This is a genomic window from Amycolatopsis sp. TRM77291 (assembly GCF_054166285.1).
This window is the reverse complement of the sequence record NZ_JBSZHF010000001.1, coordinates 5,155,334-5,171,677: the sequence shown is the minus strand read 5'-3', so window position 1 is coordinate 5,171,677 and position 16,344 is coordinate 5,155,334. Positions and strand designations below refer to the sequence as shown.

12 protein-coding genes and 2 pseudogenes are annotated in these 16,344 nt (G+C 68.8%); 6 read left to right on the top strand and 8 right to left on the bottom strand.

All coding sequences use genetic code 11. The features are described from left to right. Positions 1-111 precede the first annotated feature (111 nt). From ACXIZN_RS23950 to ACXIZN_RS23930, 5 genes are all read left to right on the top strand, one after another. A complete protein-coding gene (locus tag ACXIZN_RS23950; protein WP_457956993.1) occupies positions 112-1,020 on the top strand; it encodes an ABC transporter ATP-binding protein in 909 nt (302 codons plus the stop codon). Between the two features lie 10 nt (positions 1,021-1,030). Next, positions 1,031-1,771 (top strand): ABC transporter permease, encoded by a 741-nt coding sequence (locus tag ACXIZN_RS23945; RefSeq protein ID WP_457956992.1) that lies wholly within the window; start codon positions 1,031-1,033, stop codon positions 1,769-1,771. Between the two features lie 3 nt (positions 1,772-1,774). Further along, on the top strand, positions 1,775-3,058 hold the full coding sequence (locus tag ACXIZN_RS23940) for a sensor histidine kinase (protein ID WP_457956991.1): 1,284 nt from the start codon (positions 1,775-1,777) through the stop codon (positions 3,056-3,058). Then, complete coding sequence (locus ACXIZN_RS23935; RefSeq protein ID WP_457956990.1) at positions 3,055-3,684, top strand: response regulator; 630 nt, start codon at positions 3,055-3,057, stop codon at positions 3,682-3,684. Before ACXIZN_RS23940 ends, ACXIZN_RS23935 begins: the two co-directional genes overlap by 4 nt. Positions 3,685-3,753: 69 nt before the next feature. Then, positions 3,754-4,647, top strand: a complete 894-nt coding sequence (locus ACXIZN_RS23930; protein ID WP_457960584.1) for an ROK family protein — start codon at positions 3,754-3,756, stop codon at positions 4,645-4,647. On the opposite strand, the gene ACXIZN_RS23925 is transcribed toward ACXIZN_RS23930, so the two are convergent. The 5 genes and pseudogenes from ACXIZN_RS23925 to ACXIZN_RS23905 form a co-directional block, all read right to left on the bottom strand. Further along, positions 4,637-5,422, bottom strand: a complete 786-nt coding sequence (locus ACXIZN_RS23925; protein ID WP_457956989.1) for a DeoR/GlpR family DNA-binding transcription regulator — start codon at positions 5,420-5,422, stop codon at positions 4,637-4,639. The genes ACXIZN_RS23930 and ACXIZN_RS23925 overlap by 11 nt on opposite strands. Before the next feature lie 253 nt (positions 5,423-5,675). Next, a complete protein-coding gene (locus tag ACXIZN_RS23920; protein WP_457956988.1) occupies positions 5,676-7,088 on the bottom strand; it encodes a Dyp-type peroxidase in 1,413 nt (470 codons plus the stop codon). Positions 7,089-7,332: 244 nt separating this feature from the next. Next, the gene (locus ACXIZN_RS23915) at positions 7,333-8,784 is read right to left on the bottom strand and encodes a glutamate synthase subunit beta (protein ID WP_457956987.1); all 1,452 of its coding nucleotides are present in this window, start codon (positions 8,782-8,784) and stop codon (positions 7,333-7,335) included. Next, positions 8,777-10,510 (bottom strand): annotated as a pseudogene (locus ACXIZN_RS23910) (glutamate synthase-related protein); the annotation flags it as partial. The pseudogene ACXIZN_RS23910 and the gene ACXIZN_RS23915, both read right to left, overlap by 8 nt. Before the next feature lie 17 nt (positions 10,511-10,527). Beyond that, a pseudogene (locus ACXIZN_RS23905) lies at positions 10,528-13,485 on the bottom strand (glutamate synthase central domain-containing protein); the annotation flags it as partial. A 551-nt stretch (positions 13,486-14,036) separates the two neighbouring features. Here ACXIZN_RS23905 and ACXIZN_RS23900 point away from each other — a divergent pair. Further along, positions 14,037-14,666 (top strand): YigZ family protein, encoded by a 630-nt coding sequence (locus ACXIZN_RS23900; protein ID WP_457956986.1) that lies wholly within the window; start codon positions 14,037-14,039, stop codon positions 14,664-14,666. A gap of 80 nt (positions 14,667-14,746) precedes the next feature. Here ACXIZN_RS23900 and ACXIZN_RS23895 read toward each other — a convergent pair whose 3' ends face one another. The 3 genes from ACXIZN_RS23895 to ACXIZN_RS23885 all read right to left on the bottom strand — a co-directional run bounded on the left by ACXIZN_RS23895 (position 14,747) and on the right by ACXIZN_RS23885 (position 16,243). After that, entirely contained in the window at positions 14,747-15,337 is a 591-nt protein-coding gene (locus ACXIZN_RS23895) for a GNAT family N-acetyltransferase (protein ID WP_457956985.1), read from the bottom strand. Positions 15,338-15,377: 40 nt separating this feature from the next. Continuing rightward, positions 15,378-15,647, bottom strand: coding sequence for a hypothetical protein (locus ACXIZN_RS23890; protein WP_457956984.1), 270 nt, complete (start codon positions 15,645-15,647; stop codon positions 15,378-15,380). A 116-nt stretch (positions 15,648-15,763) separates the two neighbouring features. Further along, on the bottom strand, positions 15,764-16,243 hold the full coding sequence (locus ACXIZN_RS23885) for an Lrp/AsnC family transcriptional regulator (RefSeq protein ID WP_125681177.1): 480 nt from the start codon (positions 16,241-16,243) through the stop codon (positions 15,764-15,766). Positions 16,244-16,344: the final 101 nt, after the last annotated feature.

Genomic DNA, 16,344 nt, shown 5'->3' with positions numbered 1-16,344 from the left:
GTGACATCACGGGCATCCACCGATCGGTTGATGGCGGCTCCACCGCGGCCCGCCGCGATCATGGCCACGCGGTTGATTCGGCGGACCCCCACCGCGCGGCATGGTCTTCGTATGGCGATCATCGAGGTGCAAGACCTCGTCAAGCGCTACGGCGACCACACCGCGGTGGACGGGGTCGGTTTCGCCGTCGAGCAGGGCGAGATCTTCGGAATTCTGGGCCCCAACGGGGCGGGCAAGACGACGACGGTCGAATGCGTCGAGGGACTCCGCGTCCCGGACGGCGGGACCATCCGGGTGTGCGGGCTCGACCCGCGACGCGAATCCGGTGAGCTGCGGCAGCTGCTCGGCGCGCAGCTGCAGGAAAGCGAGCTGCCGGACAAGCTCAAGGTCCGCGAGGCGATGGAGCTGTACGGCTCCTTCTACCGGGACCCGGCCGATTGGCGGGAACTGCTCGCCACCCTCGACCTGACCGACAAGGCCGGCGCCCAGTTCCGCCGGTTGTCCGGCGGGCAGAAGCAGCGGCTGTCGATCGCGCTCGCGCTGATCGGCAACCCGAGGGTGGCGGTGCTCGACGAGCTCACCACCGGCCTGGACCCGCAGGCCCGCCGTGACGCGTGGGGCCTGATCGAGCGCGTCCGCGACCGCGGCGTCACGATCCTGCTGGTCACCCACTTCATGGAGGAAGCGGAACGGCTGTGCGATCGGCTCGCGGTGATCGATTCCGGCCGCGTCGTCGCGCTGGACACCCCGGCCGGGCTTGTCTCCCGCGTCGACGACAGGCAACGCATCAGGTTCCGTCCGTCCGCCCCGCTGGACCACTCCGTGCTGACCGCGCTGCCCGAGGTCAGCTCGGTCGACCGCGCGGGCGACCAGCTCGTCGTGACCGGCACCGGGAACGTCCTGCTCGCCGTCACCACCGTGCTCGCCCGCAACCAGGTCACCGCGGCAGGGCTGCGGGTCGAGCAGGCGTCGCTGGACGACGCGTTCGTCGCGCTCACCGGCCGCACCATCGACTCCTGAGGAGAACACCATGTCCGCCCTCGCCCGGCTCACCGTCGCCGAGACCAAACTCTTCTTCCGCGAGCCGATGCTCGTGTTCTTCGTGCTCGCGTTCCCGCCGCTCCTGCTCGTCGTCCTCGGCGCGTTCCCCGCGATCCGGGAACCGAGCGAAGACCTCGGCGGCGTCAGGGCGATCACCCTGTACCTGCCGATCATCGTCGCGATGGGGCTCGCCATGTTCGCGCTCAACAGCGTGTCCCAGCTACTCGCCACCTACCGGGAGAAAGGTGTGCTGCGGCGTATGCGGACCACCCCGGTGAGGCCGCACGTCATGCTCGGCGCCCAGCTGCTGATGTCCACGATCCTGTCCGTGGCGACGATGCTGGTCGTGCTGGCCATCGGCAGGGCGATGTTCGGCGTCGGCCTGCCCGGGCAGCCGCTCGCCTACCTGCTCGCCTATCTGCTGACAGCGCTCGCGATGTTCGCGATCGGCCTGCTCGTCGCCTCCGTCGCGCCGACCGGCAAGAGCGCGGGCGCGATCGGGACCCTGCTGTTCTTCCCGATCGTGTTCTTCGCCGGTCTCTGGGTGCCGCGCGCCGAGATGAGCGACGTCCTCCGGACGATCAGCGACTTCACCCCGCTGGGCGCCGGCGTGCAATCATTGCAGGACGCCACCGCCGGTCACTGGGCGCAACCACTGCAGGTGGCCGTCCTGCTGGGGTGGACGATCGTGGCAGGCGGGCTGGCCGCCCGGTACTTCCGCTGGGAGTGAATCGTGGGCATCGAAGCGGAGCTGCGTGCGGAATTCGACCGCTGGGAGCGCCTCGAGACGGTGGTGTTCAAGGTCCTTCCGTACGTCCTGCTGGCGATCGATGTCCTCATCTCGGTGCTGCTGACGATCTGGCGGGTGCCGGTGCATCTGCCGGCGGTGCTGGCGCTTTCGGCCGGGATCCTGGCCTGGTCCGTCTGGTTCCACACGCTGCACCCGGAATGGCACGGGAACGGCCCGTTGATGGGCCTGTACTACACGGGCCTGATGGTGCTGACGGCCTGTGTGGTCGCGATGGCGCCGTGGTTCGGCCTCTTCGCCTTCATCGGCTACCCCCAGGCGTTCCACTACCTCAAGGGCCGGTGGCGGTACGCGGGGGTCGCGGCCACGTCCGTGATCTCGGCGGTGGCGTACCTGGGTGGGCTGAGCGGCATCCAGGAGGAGGGCATGTGGCCGGCGTGGGCGGCGCTCAGCGTGATCATCACCGTGCTGGCCGGTGCCTTTTCCCATATCGCCGAGAAATCCGACCAGCGCAACCTCAAGCAGAAGCGGGCGCTCGCCGATTTGCACGAGGCGAACGCCAGGCTGGAAGCGGCGCTGGAGGAGAACGCCGGCTTGCACGCCCAGCTGCTGGTCCAGGCCCGCGAGGCCGGGGTGCTCGACGAGCGGCAGCGGATCGCCAGGGACATCCACGACACCTTGGCCCAGGGCCTGGCGGGCATCCTCACCCAGCTCCAGGCCGCGGAGCAGACCTTGGACGAGCGTCCGGTGCTGCGGCGGCACGTGACGAACGCGATGAACCTCGCGAGGGAAAGCCTGACCGAGGCGCGCCGGACGGTGCACGCGGTGCAGCCGGAGCCGCTCGCCGATGGCAGGCTCCAGGACGTGATCGGCGACGTTGCCAGACGCTGGTCGGAGGTGAATCGCATCGAGGCGGTGCTGACCACCACCGGCGACCCGCGGCCGATGCACGCAGATGTCGAGGTGACACTGCTGCGGGCCGCGCAGGAAGCCTTGGCCAACGTGGCCAAACACGCGAAGGCGGGCCGGGTCGGCCTGACCCTGTCGTACATGGAGGACCTGGTGACGCTCGACGTCCGCGACGACGGAGTGGGCTTCGAGCCCGCCGCCAAACGTGCCGGCGGTTCCGCCGACGGCGGGTTCGGGCTGGCCGGTATGCGGCAGCGCGTGCAGCGCCTCGCCGGCCGTCTCGATGTCGAGTCGGAGCCGGGCGGGGGCACGGCGATATCGGCGTCCGTGCCGGCGATCCCGGCCGGAGCCGACCGGTGATCTCGCTGCTGATCGTCGACGACCATCCCGTGGTCCGGGACGGGCTTCGGGGCATGTTCAGTGCCGACCCGCGTTTCGAGGTCCTCGGTGAGGCCGGGGACGGCGAGGAGGCCGTCACCGCCGGGGTGAAGCTCCGGCCCGACGTGATCCTCATGGATTTGCGGATGCCCCGCCTCGACGGCGTCACGGCCATCGAAGAGCTGGCGAAACGCGGGGTGGCTTCGCGGATTCTCGTGCTCACCACGTACGACACGGACAGCGACGTGCTTCCCGCGATCCAGGCGGGTGCCACCGGCTACCTGCTGAAGGACGCGCCGAGGGACGAGCTGTTCCGCGCGGTGGAGGCGGCCGCGCAGGGGAAGGCGATGCTCGCTCCCTCCGTCGCGACCCGGTTGATGGGGCAGATGCGGCAGCCGACCCCCGGGCCGCTTTCCCAGCGTGAACTGGAAGTCCTGAGACTGATCGCCCAGGGTTCGACGAACCGTGAGGCGGCGAAGCGACTGTTCATCAGCGAAGCGACGGTGAAGACACACCTGTTGCACGTGTACGCGAAGCTCGGCGTCAAGGACCGGGCGGCGGCCGTGGCCACCGCGTTCGCCCAGGGGTACCTGACACCCCGTGGCTGACCGATGACGCTGACGGATCCCTGCCATCGACGCCGGTCCGCATGCCAAAATCCAGCTATGACACCAGCGGTGGCGGCACTCGATGTCGGCGGCACGTCCATCAAGGCGGCCCTGTACGACGCGGATCTGAAGGACCTCGCCAGCCTGCGCGAGCCGACGGCGCGCGGAGCGGACGGCGAGGCGCTCGCGGACCAGGTCGCGCGGATCGTGGAAACGCTGGGCAAGCAGGCGGGGACCGGGACGCCGGACGCCGTCGGGGTGGTCATCCCCGGCATCGTCGACGAAGCCGAGCGAGTGGCCCGGTTCTCGGCGAACCTCGACTTCCGGAACGTGCCATTCGGCGAAATGCTCGACAGCAGGCTCGGGCTGCCGTTCGCGTTCGGGCACGACGTCCGCGCCGGCGGGCTCGCGGAGTTCCGCGTCGGCGCGGGCAAGGGCTGCACCGACGCCGCCTTCATCCCGGTCGGCACCGGGATCGCGGCCGCGCTCCAGCTCGACGGGAAGCTGTACGCCGCGGGCGGGCAGGGCGGCGAGATCGGGCATATCGACGTCGGCCACCGGCTGCCGTGCGGTTGCGGCGCGACGGGATGTCTCGAGGCCATCTCCTCCGCGTCGGCCATCGCCCGCCGCTACAGCGAGCACACCGGACGGCCCGCGGACGGCGCCGAGCAGGTGGTCGACGCCGCCCGGCACGGTGATGAGGCCGCGATCTCCGTGGTCAACGACGCCCTCGAAGGGCTCGGCCACGGCATCAAGACCCTGGTCACGCTGCTGGCGCCCGAAGTCGTCGTCCTCGGTGGCGGCCTGTTCACCGCGGGCGATTACGTGCTCGAACCGGTGCGGGCGTGGCTGGCGGCGAACCTGCAGTTCCAGCGGATGCCCGAACTGCGGATCGCGCAGCTCGGCGACGAGGCGGGCAGGCTCGGCGCCGCGCTGCTGGCGCTGGACCGGCTCAAGCCGTGACCACCCGCACGCCTTCCTCCTCGAAGGCGTGCACCCGCTCCGGATCCGCGCGGCCATCGGTGACGAGGACGTCGACGTCGGTGGTCGCGCAGATCTTCGCGAAGGCGTGACCGCCGAGTTTCCCGCTGTCGGCGAGCACGACGACATGCCGGGCACGGGCCGCCATCAGCCGGTTCGTGCTCGCGTCGCCCTCGTGATGCGCCTGCGCCCCGTGCACCGGGTCGAACGCGTCCACGCCGAGGAACACCAGATCCAGCGAGATCTGGTCGAGGAACAGCTGTGACAGCGGCCCGGACAGGTCGAACGACTGCTGCCGCGCGACCCCGCCGGTCACCACGATCTTGATATTGGGCCGGACGGCGAGTTCGTGCGCGATGTTGAGCGCGTTCGTCACCACGGTGAGCGCCGGGCCGCCGGTCGGCTCGCCCATGTCCGGCCGGGTCGCGAGCGCGCGGCCGACTTCGGTGCTCGTGGTGCCGCCGTTGAGCCCGACCACCATGCCGGGGTCGACCATTCTGGCCGCGGCGGCGGAAATCCGTTGTTGTTCCGGCGCGTTGCGCGCGGCCTTGTGCCGCAACGGAAGGTCGTAGGCGACGTTGCTCGCGACCGCGCCGCCGCGGGTGCGGACCACGAGATTGCGGCCCGCCAGGTGATCGAGGTCCCGGCGGATCGTCGCGGGGGAGACACCGAGTTCGCCCGCCGAAACCTCGACGTCGACTTTTTCCCGCTCTCCCACCATGTCCAATAAAGCCGTGAGCCGCTCATGCCGATTCATCCCCAGCTCCCTCCCCGAAGCCCGATGTCGCTTACCGCACCGGACAAAGTACTACGCGTCGCGAATGGGGCGGGCCCGGGACGCCGGGGAGAAACGGAAATGGGCGGGCGCCGGCCACCCCCAGTGTGACCGGCGTCCGCCCGGTGGCCGGTACGCCCAGGACCGGCCCGTTTCGCAGGCTATCCCCGCCGGCTCCGGATCGATATCGGATTTACGCCCGTTCCGGTGACGTTCAGCGGATATTCGCCGCCGATCAGTCCTTTCCGCCGAGCCCGCGCAGGAAGGCGAGCGACGGCATGAAGAAGTAGTCGCCGCCCTTCAGTGTCACGGCCTGCGGGATCGGATCCGCGGTCACGGTGCGCGAGCCCGCCCATTCCGTGGTGTAGACGGATTCCGGCCGCGGGCCCTGGCCGATCACCGGATCGAGTCCCGGCGGCTTGACCCCGACGGGCGGGATCGGGAACCCGGGGTTGTTCGACCAGGTCGCCTGGGTGAACTCGAACTGGTTGCCCAGCACCGAATTGAACGCCATGAACAGCAGTCCGACGCCGCCGCTTGGCCGGGCGGACGGCGGGAGATCGGCGTTCGGGTCGTCGGCGCGTTCGCCGTACGGCACGCCCCGCCGCGCCATCAGGTGCAGACGTTCCTGCGGCGGCGGTTCCGCGCCTCCGCTGCCCCGCGGGTTCGTCTTCCGGATGTGGGCCTGGAAAGGACATTTGGCGCCGGCGGCGTCACTTCCGTAGTCGAAATTGTTCGGTACCGGACTTTCCGCACCCTCTTCCCGTTGCGAGGTCAGCGGGGTGCCGTCTTCGAAACGGCCGACGATCATCGCGCCCGCCCGTTCCCGGTCTTCGCCGACGAGGCCCAATTGATCCGCCAGCGCCTCCTCGGACTGCTTGAATCGCCGGACGTTCTGTTCCAGTTTGCGGAAAACGAAGTAGCTGCCGAAATGCACGCCTGGATCGGGGGCGGCGTGATCCGGGACGAGCACCTGGTTCAGCGGGGCGGCCGGATCCCAGACGCTGATGCCGTCCGATTCCGTCTTTTCCGCGTGGAGGTCCTCGACCAGGAAGAGCGGCTGGCTCCGGCCGTCCACGTAACCGAAATGCTCGATTCCGTCACCGTTGGCGTTCACCCGCCCGAATCCGGTTTCCTCGGCGACGACGGAAATCGTCGACGGAATCAGTGCCAGAACCTCGTTCCGGCGCGCGGTCATCGGAGCGTCCTCGGCGTCGCCGACGATGACGACCGCGTGGATCTCGTCGTGGTACCCGTTGTCGAACGTGGAGCGCGGCGGGTCGCTCAGCTTCTCGCGGGTCTCCTGCGCGCGCATGCCGAGACGGAACGATTCGTCTTGTGGCACCTCGATTTGCAGGAACCGGTAGCCCGCGGAGGTGAGCCCGGTGCCGACGTAGGGCGACCCCTTCACCCCTTCGGTTTTGAACCGCTCGACCTCGGTCAGGTGGGTCTTCGCGGACTTCATCAGCGGGACGAGCGAGGCGAGGAACCGCATCGCTCCCGGAGCCTCCGAAAAACGGAGGAACAGTGCCGAAAAATGGTCGCGAGCGTGTGCTTTGAGGATGTTCGGCTGTAGTTCTTCGAGCATCTTCGCGGCGTCGCCTGTCGCGGTCTTCCATTCCAAGGGCATGGTCAGATCGACGGACATAACAAGGAACCCCCTCCTTGGGAACCCTGTCCGACGGCCCCCGCCGCCGCACAGGTCTTACTCCTTGATACAACCGATACCGAAAGCTCGCCGTCATCACCCGTAAGTACACTCTTCCGGCGGTTCTTTCACTCGAAAGAACCAGCGCTCCGGTCACTCCCCGCGTTTAGTCGGGCAAACGCGCGTGAAGGCCCCCTTCCCTCGGCTCAGCCGAGGGAAGGGGGCCTCCACGCGCTAAGGGTGCCTAGGTGAGGGGCCGGTCGGTCGGCGCGATCGGTGCGGGCAGGACGTCACGCCCGGTCAGGAACGCGTCCACCCCGGCGGCGGCGGAACGGCCTTCGGCGATCGCCCACACGATGAGCGACTGGCCCCGGCCCATGTCGCCCGCCACGAACACGTTGTCGACGCTGGTCTTGAAGGACTTGTCGCGGGCGACGTTGCCACGCTGGTCCAGTTCGACGTCGAGCGACTCCAGCAGGCCTTCCCGCTCCGGGCCGACGAAGCCCATCGCGAGCAGCACCAGCTGCGCGGGCAGTTCGCGTTCCGTGCCGGGAACCGGGACGAACTTGCCGCCCTCGTTGCGCACCTCGACCAGCTTCAGCGCGCGCACGCGCCCGTCGGCGTCGGCCAGGAACTCCTGGGTGTTGACCGAGTACAGCCGCTCGCCGCCCTCCTCGTGCGCGGACGAGACGCGGTAGATCATCGGATACGTCGGCCACGGGTGCGCGTCCGACCGCGAAAGCGGCGGCTTCGGCATGATCTCCAGCTGCGTCACCGACTTCGCGCCCTGGCGGTGCGAGGTCCCGACGCAGTCCGCGCCGGTGTCGCCACCACCGATGACCACGACGTCGAGGCCCTTGGCACTGATCGGCGAGACGTCCAGCTCACCGGCGGCGACCCGGTTGGCGTGCGGCAGGAACTCCATCGCCTGGTGGATACCGGCGTGCTCGCGGCCGGGGATCGGCAAGTCGCGCCACGCGGTCGCGCCGCCGGCGAGGACCACGGCGTCGTACGACGACTTCAGTTCCTCGACGGTGAGGTCGACGCCGACGTTCACCGAGGTCCGGAACTCCGTGCCCTCGGCCCGCATCTGGTCGAGACGCCGGTCGAGGCGGTGCTTCTCCATCTTGAATTCGGGGATGCCGTAGCGCAGCAGCCCGCCGATCTTGTCGGCCCGCTCGAAGACCACGACGCTGTGGCCCGCGCGCGTGAGCTGCTGCGCCGCGGCGAGTCCCGACGGGCCGGACCCGACCACCGCCACCTTCTTGCCGGTCTTGACGACCGGCATCTCCGGCGTGACCCAGCCTTCTTCGAAGGCCCGGTCGATGATCGAGATCTCGACCCGCTTGATGGTGACGGGATCGTCGTTGATCCCGAGCACACACGCCGTCTCGCACGGCGCCGGGCAGAGGGTCCCGGTGAACTCCGGGAAATTGTTGGTCGCGTGCAGCCGCTCGGCCGCGTCGCGCCAATCGTCACGCCAGGTCAGCGTGTTCCACTCGGGGATGAGGTTCCCGAGCGGGCAGCCCTGGTGACAGAACGGGATGCCGCAGTCCATGCAGCGGCCGGCCTGCTTCTGCAGCTTCGACGTCGCGAAGTCCTCGTACACCTCGCGCCAGTCCATCAGGCGCAGGTCGACGGGACGGCTCTTGGGCGTCTCGCGAGTGGTGGTCAGAAAGCCCTTGGGGTCAGCCATGTGCGGCCTCCATGATCGCCTCGTTCACGTCACGCCCGTCGCGCTCGGCCTCAGCCTGCGCCGCGAGCACGCGCTTGTAGTCCTTCGGCATGACCTTGCCGAACCGGTCGACGGCGGCGTCCCAGTCGGCGAGCAGCGCGCGCGCGACGGCGGACTCCGTTTCGTCGTAATGCTTTTCGAGCGCCTCGCGCAGGAAGTCCACATCGGACGAATCCAGCGGGTCGACGTCGACCATCTCCGGGTTGATCCGGTGCGCGGGCAGGTCCAGCACGTAGGCGACGCCGCCCGACATACCGGCCGCGAAGTTGCGGCCCACGCCACCGAGCACGACGACACGGCCACCGGTCATGTACTCGCAGCCGTGGTCGCCGACGCCTTCGACGACGGCCAGCGCGCCCGAGTTGCGCACGCAGAACCGCTCGCCGACCTTGCCGCGGATGAAGATCTCGCCGCTGGTCGCGCCGTACCCGATCACGTTGCCCGCGATGATCTGCTCTTCGGCGTTGTACCGCGCCTCCTTCGGCGGCCGGACGATGAGCCGTCCACCGGAGAGCCCCTTGCCGACGTAGTCGTTGCCGTCACCGTAGAGCCGCAGCGTGATGCCCTTGGGCACGAACGCGCCGAACGACTGACCGGCGGTCCCGGTGAAGGTGACGTCGATCGTGTTGTCCGGCAGGCCTTCGCCGCCCCACCGCTTGGTGAGCTCGTGGCCGAGCATGGTGCCGACGGTCCGGTTCACGTTGCGGACCGGCAGTTCCAGCCGCACCTTGTCCCCGGACGACAGCGCGCCCTCGGCGAGCTGGATCAGCGTGTTGTCGAGCGCCTTCTCCAGCCCGTGGTCCTGCACGGTCTGCTGGTGCCGCAGCCCGGCCGGGGCCGAGTCGGGCACGTGGAAGATCGGCGACAGGTCGAGCCCGGCGGCCTTCCAGTGGTCGATCGCCTTGCGCTTGTCGAGCATCTCCGCGTGGCCGACGGCCTCGGCGATGGACCGGAAACCCAGCTCCGCCAGGTACTCCCGGACCTCCTGGGCGATGAACTCGAAGAAGTTCACCACGTACTCCGCCTTGCCGCTGAACTTCTCACGCAGCTTGGGGTTCTGCGTCGCGACGCCGACCGGGCAGGTGTCGAGGTGACACACCCGCATCATGATGCAGCCGGACACCACCAGCGGCGCGGTCGCGAAACCGAACTCCTCGGCACCGAGCAGTGCGGCGATGACGACGTCGCGGCCGGTCTTGAGCTGGCCGTCGGTCTGCACGACGATCCGGTCGCGCAGCCGGTTGGCCAGCAGCGTCTGCTGCGTCTCGGCGAGCCCGAGTTCCCACGGGCCGCCCGCGTGCTTGATCGACGACAGCGGCGAAGCGCCCGTGCCGCCGTCGTGCCCGGAGATGAGCACGACGTCCGCGTGCGCCTTGGACACACCGGCCGCGACCGTGCCGACGCCGACCTCGGACACGAGCTTCACGTGGATCCGCGCGGCCGGGTTGGCGTTCTTCAAGTCGTGGATCAGCTGGGCGAGATCCTCGATCGAGTAGATGTCGTGGTGCGGCGGCGGCGAGATCAGCCCGACCCCCGCCGTGGAGTGCCGCGTCTTCGCGATCCACGGGTACACCTTCGCGCCGGGCAGCTGGCCGCCCTCGCCGGGCTTCGCGCCCTGCGCCATCTTGATCTGGATGTCGTCGGCGTTGACCAGGTACTCGCTCGTGACGCCGAACCGGCCGCTCGCGNGATCAGCCCGACCCCCGCCGTGGAGTGCCGCGTCTTCGCGATCCACGGGTACACCTTCGCGCCGGGCAGCTGGCCGCCCTCGCCGGGCTTCGCGCCCTGCGCCATCTTGATCTGGATGTCGTCGGCGTTGACCAGGTACTCGCTCGTGACGCCGAACCGGCCGCTCGCGACCTGCTTGACCGCGCTGCGGCGCTCGGGGTCGTAGAGCCGTTCCGGATCCTCGCCGCCCTCACCGGTGTTCGACTTGCCGCCGAGGCGGTTCATCGCGATGGCCAGGGTTTCGTGCATCTCGGCCGAAATCGAGCCGTAGGAGATCGCGCCGGTGGCGAACCGCTTGACGATCTCGGAAACCGGCTCGACCTCCTCGATCGGCACGGCGGGCCGCTGCCCGATCTTGAAGTCGAACAGCCCGCGCAGCGTGTACAGCTTCTGCGCCTGGTCGTCGACGGCCTTCGTGTACTCCTTGAAGACCTCGTACTTCCCGGCCCGGGTGGAGTGCTGCAGCTTGAACACCGTCTGCGGGTTGAACAGATGCGGTTCGCCCTCGCGGCGCCACTGGTAGTCCGAGCCGGTCTCCAGCTCGCGGTGGTTCGCGCGGAACCCGTCACGCGGGAACGCCCGGCGGTGCCGCTCGGCGACCTCCAGCGCGAGCGTGTCGAAGCCGACGCCGCCGAGCCGGGAGGTGGTGCCGGTGAAGCAGTTCTGGATGACCTCTTCGCCGAGCCCGACCGCCTCGAAGATCTGTGCGCCGGTGTAGGAGGCCACTGTGGACACTCCCATCTTCGACATCGTCTTGCGGACGCCCTTGCCCAGCGCCTTGATCAGGTTCGCGGTCGCCTGCTTCGCGGTGACGCCGGGGATCAGGCCCTGGTCGGCCATCTCCTCGACGGTCGCCATCGCCAGGTACGGGTTCACCGCCGCGACGCCGTAGCCGATCAGCAGCGCGATGTGGTGCACCTCGCGCGCGTCACCCGCCTCGACGATGAGGCCGACCTGCGTGCGGGTCTTCTCGCGCACCAGGTGGTGGTGCACCGCGCCGGTGAGCAGCAGCGACGGGATCCCCGCGTGGTCTTCGTCGATCCCGCGGTCGGACAGCACGATCAGCCGCGCGCCCTCGGCGATGGCCGCGGACACCTCGGCCCGGATCTCGTCGAGCCGCCGCACGAGCGCCTCGCCGCCACCGTGGACGTCGTAGGTGCCGTGCACGGTGACCGCCTGGAACTCGGGCAGATCGCCGTCGTCGTTGACGTGCACCAGCTTCGCGAACTCGTCGTTGTCCAGCACCGGGAACGGCAGCACGATCCGGCGGCACGACTTGGCGTCGGCCTGCAGGAGGTTCGGCTCCGCGCCCAGCTGGGTGCCCAGCGAGGTGACCAGTTCCTCGCGGATCGCGTCCAGCGGCGGGTTGGTCACCTGGGCGAAGAGCTGGATGAAGTAGTCGAAGATCAGCCGCGGGCGGCTGGACAGCGACGCGATGGGGGAGTCGTTGCCCATCGAGCCGATCGGCTCCGCGCCGGTGCGGGCCATCGGCTGGAGCAGGACGTCGAGTTCCTCTTCGGTGTAGCCGAAAGCCTGCTGGCGGCGCACGAGCGCGGCGTGCGGCGGGATCTCGCGCTCGCGCTCGGGAAGCCCGTCGAGCGGGAGCAGCCCGTCCTCGACCCATTCGTCGTACGGATGCTCGGTGGCGAGGCGGTCCTTGATCTCCTCGTCCTCGACGATCCGGCCGGCGGCGGTGTCCACGAGGAACATGCGGCCCGGCTCCAACCGTCCTTTCCGGACGATCGTGGACTGCTCCAGCTCCAGCACGCCGACCTCGCTGGCGAGGACGACGAGGCCGTCTTCGGTGACCCAGTACCGGGCGGGGCGCAGGCCGTTGCGGTCGAGCACCGCGCCGATCTGGGTGCCGTCGGTGAAGGAGACCAGCGCGGGGCCGTCCCACGGCTCCATCAGCGTCGAGTGGAACTCGTAGAACGCGCGGCGCGCGGGGTCCATCTCCTGATGGTTCTCCCAGGCCTCCGGGATCATCATCAGCACGGCGTGCGGCAGCGGCCGCCCGCCGAGGTGGAGCAGCTCCAGCACCTCGTCGAAGGACGCCGAGTCGCTCGCGCCGCGGGTGATGATCGGGTAGATCCGCTTGAGGTCGCCCGGGATCAGGTCGGATTCGAGCAGCGCCTCACGCGCGTCCATCCAGTTCCGGTTGCCGCGCAGGGTGTTGATCTCGCCGTTGTGGGCGACGTACCGGTACGGGTGCGCCAGCGGCCACGACGGGAAGGTGTTGGTGGAGAAGCGGGAGTGCACCAGGCCGATGGCGCTGGTGACGCGCTCGTCGGTGAGGTCGGCGAAGAACTTCTCGACCTGCGGCTCGGTGAGCATTCCTTTGTAGACGATCGTCCGCGAGGACAGGCTCGGGAAGTACACGTCTTCCTCGACGAGCGCGTGCTCGGCGCGTTTGCGCACGACGAAGGCGGCGCGTTCCAGTGCCAGGCCCTCCAGTGCGTCGTTCCCCGCCAGGAACAGCTGGCTGAAATACGGCATGGTCTCGGCCGCGCCGGTGCCGACGTGTTCCGTGTGGACGGGAAGGTCGCGCCAGCCGAGGACGCGCATGCCCTCTTCGGCGGCGATGCGTTCGATGGTCGTCATCGCCTGGCCGCGGGCGTTTTCGTCCTGCGGAAGGAAAGCCGTGCCGACGGCGTAGGCGCCGGGCGCGGGAAGATCGAAGCCGGCGACCTCGCGATAGAACTCGTCGGGGACCTGGATGAGGATCCCGGCGCCGTCGCCGGTCTCCGGGTCGGCGCCGCGGGCCCCGCGATGTTCCAGGTTCCGCAGCGCGATCAGCGCTTTGGCGACGATGCCGTGATCGCGTTTACCGGAGAGATCGGCGACGAACGCGACACCGCAGGCGTCGTGCTCGAACTCCGGGTCGTACAGGCCTTCGGGGGCCTTGCTGCCCTTGTAGCTGGCATGGTGGGTCACGGCTGGCCGCCTCCCAAGGCGTCGGCGCGACCGGTACCACTCCGTTCGGGTGGTTCGGACGTGAACCAGTTAACGGAGTGGTCCGGGACCGCGATGGTCAGTCGAGAGGGAACGATCCCGCCCGCGGAAACGGGGGCAGGCCTCGTAGAGCCGCACTGCACTGGGCGGCCGATGCGCATATCGGTACTGCTGTGCACGTGGGTGCCGTCCGGCCACTGTGGTGGGCGGCTGACGGGTACACGTGTTACTCCCGGGTTCGCCGGTCTTATGACGATAGTGTGAAATCGCTGTTATCGACATACGTCGCTTGGTCGGGGTGGGAAATGCCACGCGGGCGTTGACTTCAAACATCATCTGCCCACTGGCTGGAATGAGATGTCCACTGAGTGGGGCATCAGCCCACTGACCTGCGTAAACGATCGCTCACTTAGGCCGAAAGTGTGATCTGGGTCGCGCGGTGGAGTGGGTTTCGCCGGTGTTGCGGTGACCCCGGGTGACCGCCGAATCGCCCGAACGGCAGAGTCGACTGCCTGGTTTGAGAGGCTTGGCCGATGGCGGATCGTTATCTCACCGTGGCGGGCACCGGGGTCCACGAGATCGAAATCCGGCGGTCGCGCTTCCTCTGCGCGCTCGCGCCGGTCACCTCGGAAGAGGCCGCCCGTGAGGTGATCGCCGCCAGGAAGAAGGCCGATCCGGCGGCCCGGCACCACTGTCACGCGTTCGTGCTGGGCGCAGACGGGCGCACCCAGCGTTCCAGTGACGACGGGGAGCCCGCGGGCACGGCGGGCACCCCGATGCTCGAAGTGCTCCGCCGCCGGGAGCTGACCGACACCGTCGCGGTGGTGACCCGCTACTTCGGCGGGGTGCTCCTCGGGGCCGGCGGCCTGATCCGCGCGTACGGGCAGGCCGTCTCGGAGGCCGTCGACGTCCTCGGCGTCCGGGAGTACCGGCGGCTGCGGCTGGTGGAGGTCGTCGTCGACTACGACCGGGCCGGTCGCCTGGAGAACGACATCCGCTCGTCGCCGTATCTCCTGCACGCGACCCGCTTCGAGGACGTCGCGCACTTCGACGTCGGGCTCGCGCCGGACCAGGGCCCCGCGTTCCACGCCTGGCTCGCCGACCTCACCGGCGGCGAGGCCCTGGCCGAGGAGATCGGCGAGACCTGGCTGCCCACCTCGTGACCAGACGCGTCACTCGCGTGATCAGAGCCGTAACTCGCGTGCTTGAAGGCGTAACTCGCCTGATCACGTGAGTTACGCCTTCAATCACGCGAGTTACGTGTCCGATCACGTGAGTTACGGGTCCGCCACTCCTCCAGGGTGATGGCGTACTCGACCTCGCCCTCCTCAGTGCCGGGGATCGGGTTGTCGAAGTGCTCGTGATAGGTCCGGACGTGCCGCATCCCGATCTTCTCCATGACCCGCCGGGACCCCAGGTTCACCGCCATGGTCGCCGCCCAGATCCGCCGGGCCCCGAATTCGGTGAACCCCTTCTCCAGTAGTGCGAGCGAACCTTCGGTCGCGTATCCCTTGCCCCAGGAGGCCCGGTTCAGCCGGTAGCCCAGTTCGGGGTCGTCCGTATGGTGATCGCGCGACGGGCGGAAATGGAACCAGCCCAGGAAATCCCCGCTCGATTTCTCGATCGCCGCCCAGAATCCGTAACCGGGGAACCGCTCGTAGTAACCGAGAAAGGCGGGAAGGTCGTGCTTTTCGATCTCCGCCCGGTCGGCGGGTTCGCCACCGTTGAGGTAGCGCATGACTTCGGGGTCGTCGTAGAGCGCGAACAGATGGTCGACGTCGGCGCCGGTGAACTGTCGCAGCAGGAGCCGCTCGGTCTCCAGAAAGACACGCATCGGCAAAGCGTGGCGCCGGCGAGACGCCCTGGCAACCGGATTACGCGGCCGCCCCGGGGCCCGCGAGGTTGCCCAGCGCCGCCGCCCCCGCCTCGGTGAGCAGGGCGGGAACGCGCTCGCCCCACCGGCCGTCCCTGGCGGGCGCCACCAGGCCGAGATGGGCGAGGCGATGCGCGGTGTGCTGGTCGCAGCAGGCGAGGCCGTCGACGAACAGGTCCGGCTCGCGGCTGCAGCTGATCTCGGCGTGGCCCTTGGCCACGGCTCTCAGGGTGGCCCGCTCACGATGGTTGAGGTCCGTTCGAAGGTCCATGGCGTGCCTCCTTTCCGTCCCGCACTGAACAGTCAAACCCATACCCCCGACAGTTTCCGTCTCCTTGGCTGCGGAATCCGGGATTTCGGGCGGACCGAAGGGCGGCGAGTCGCCCACTAAGGGGTATCACCCGGTATTCGCGGCGGAAGCGGCTCCAGCTCGGTCTTGCGCAGATGCCGGAAAATGATCGAACTGCGGAATCCGATGATCTCCTTGCGCTTCGCCAATCGATCCACCAGGAATGCGTGGAGCTGATCGACGTCCTGTGCGGCGACGTGGATCAGGAAATCGTCGCTGCCGGCGGTGACGAAGACCGAAAGGACTTCCGGCAATTCCGCGACCGAACGCTGGAACGAGTCGATCACCTCCCGGCTCAAGGGCCGCACCTGCGCCGAGACCATCGCCTGGACGCCGCGGTTGAGGCTGCGCAGGTCGATGTCGGCGTGATACCCGCGGATGACGCCGCGCTCCCGCAGCAGCCGGGTCCGTTCCAGGCAGGTCGACGGCGCGACGCCGACCTTGCGGGCGATGTCGCGGTTCGACTGCCGCGCATCCGCCTGGAGTTCCCGGATGATCGCCGAATCAAGTTCGTCCACGTCCACTCCTCCGCCATGCCTGCCGAATATCATTCGGCAGGCCGTCTATGACCCCGCGCATCAGCCTAGCGTCAGCGCAATTAGTCGACTAAATGCGTGGG

Coding starts and splice junctions, on each gene's coding strand:
- ACXIZN_RS23950 (WP_457956993.1), top strand. CDS start 112: ATGGCGATCATCGAGGTGCAAGACCTCGTCAAGCGCTACGGCGACCAC.
- ACXIZN_RS23945 (WP_457956992.1), top strand. CDS start 1,031: ATGTCCGCCCTCGCCCGGCTCACCGTCGCCGAGACCAAACTCTTCTTC.
- ACXIZN_RS23925 (WP_457956989.1), bottom strand. CDS start 5,422: ATGAATCGGCATGAGCGGCTCACGGCTTTATTGGACATGGTGGGAGAG.
- ACXIZN_RS23920 (WP_457956988.1), bottom strand. CDS start 7,088: ATGTCCGTCGATCTGACCATGCCCTTGGAATGGAAGACCGCGACAGGC.
- ACXIZN_RS23915 (WP_457956987.1), bottom strand. CDS start 8,784: ATGGCTGACCCCAAGGGCTTTCTGACCACCACTCGCGAGACGCCCAAG.
- ACXIZN_RS23900 (WP_457956986.1), top strand. CDS start 14,037: ATGGCGGATCGTTATCTCACCGTGGCGGGCACCGGGGTCCACGAGATC.
- ACXIZN_RS23895 (WP_457956985.1), bottom strand. CDS start 15,337: ATGCGTGTCTTTCTGGAGACCGAGCGGCTCCTGCTGCGACAGTTCACC.
- ACXIZN_RS23890 (WP_457956984.1), bottom strand. CDS start 15,647: ATGGACCTTCGAACGGACCTCAACCATCGTGAGCGGGCCACCCTGAGA.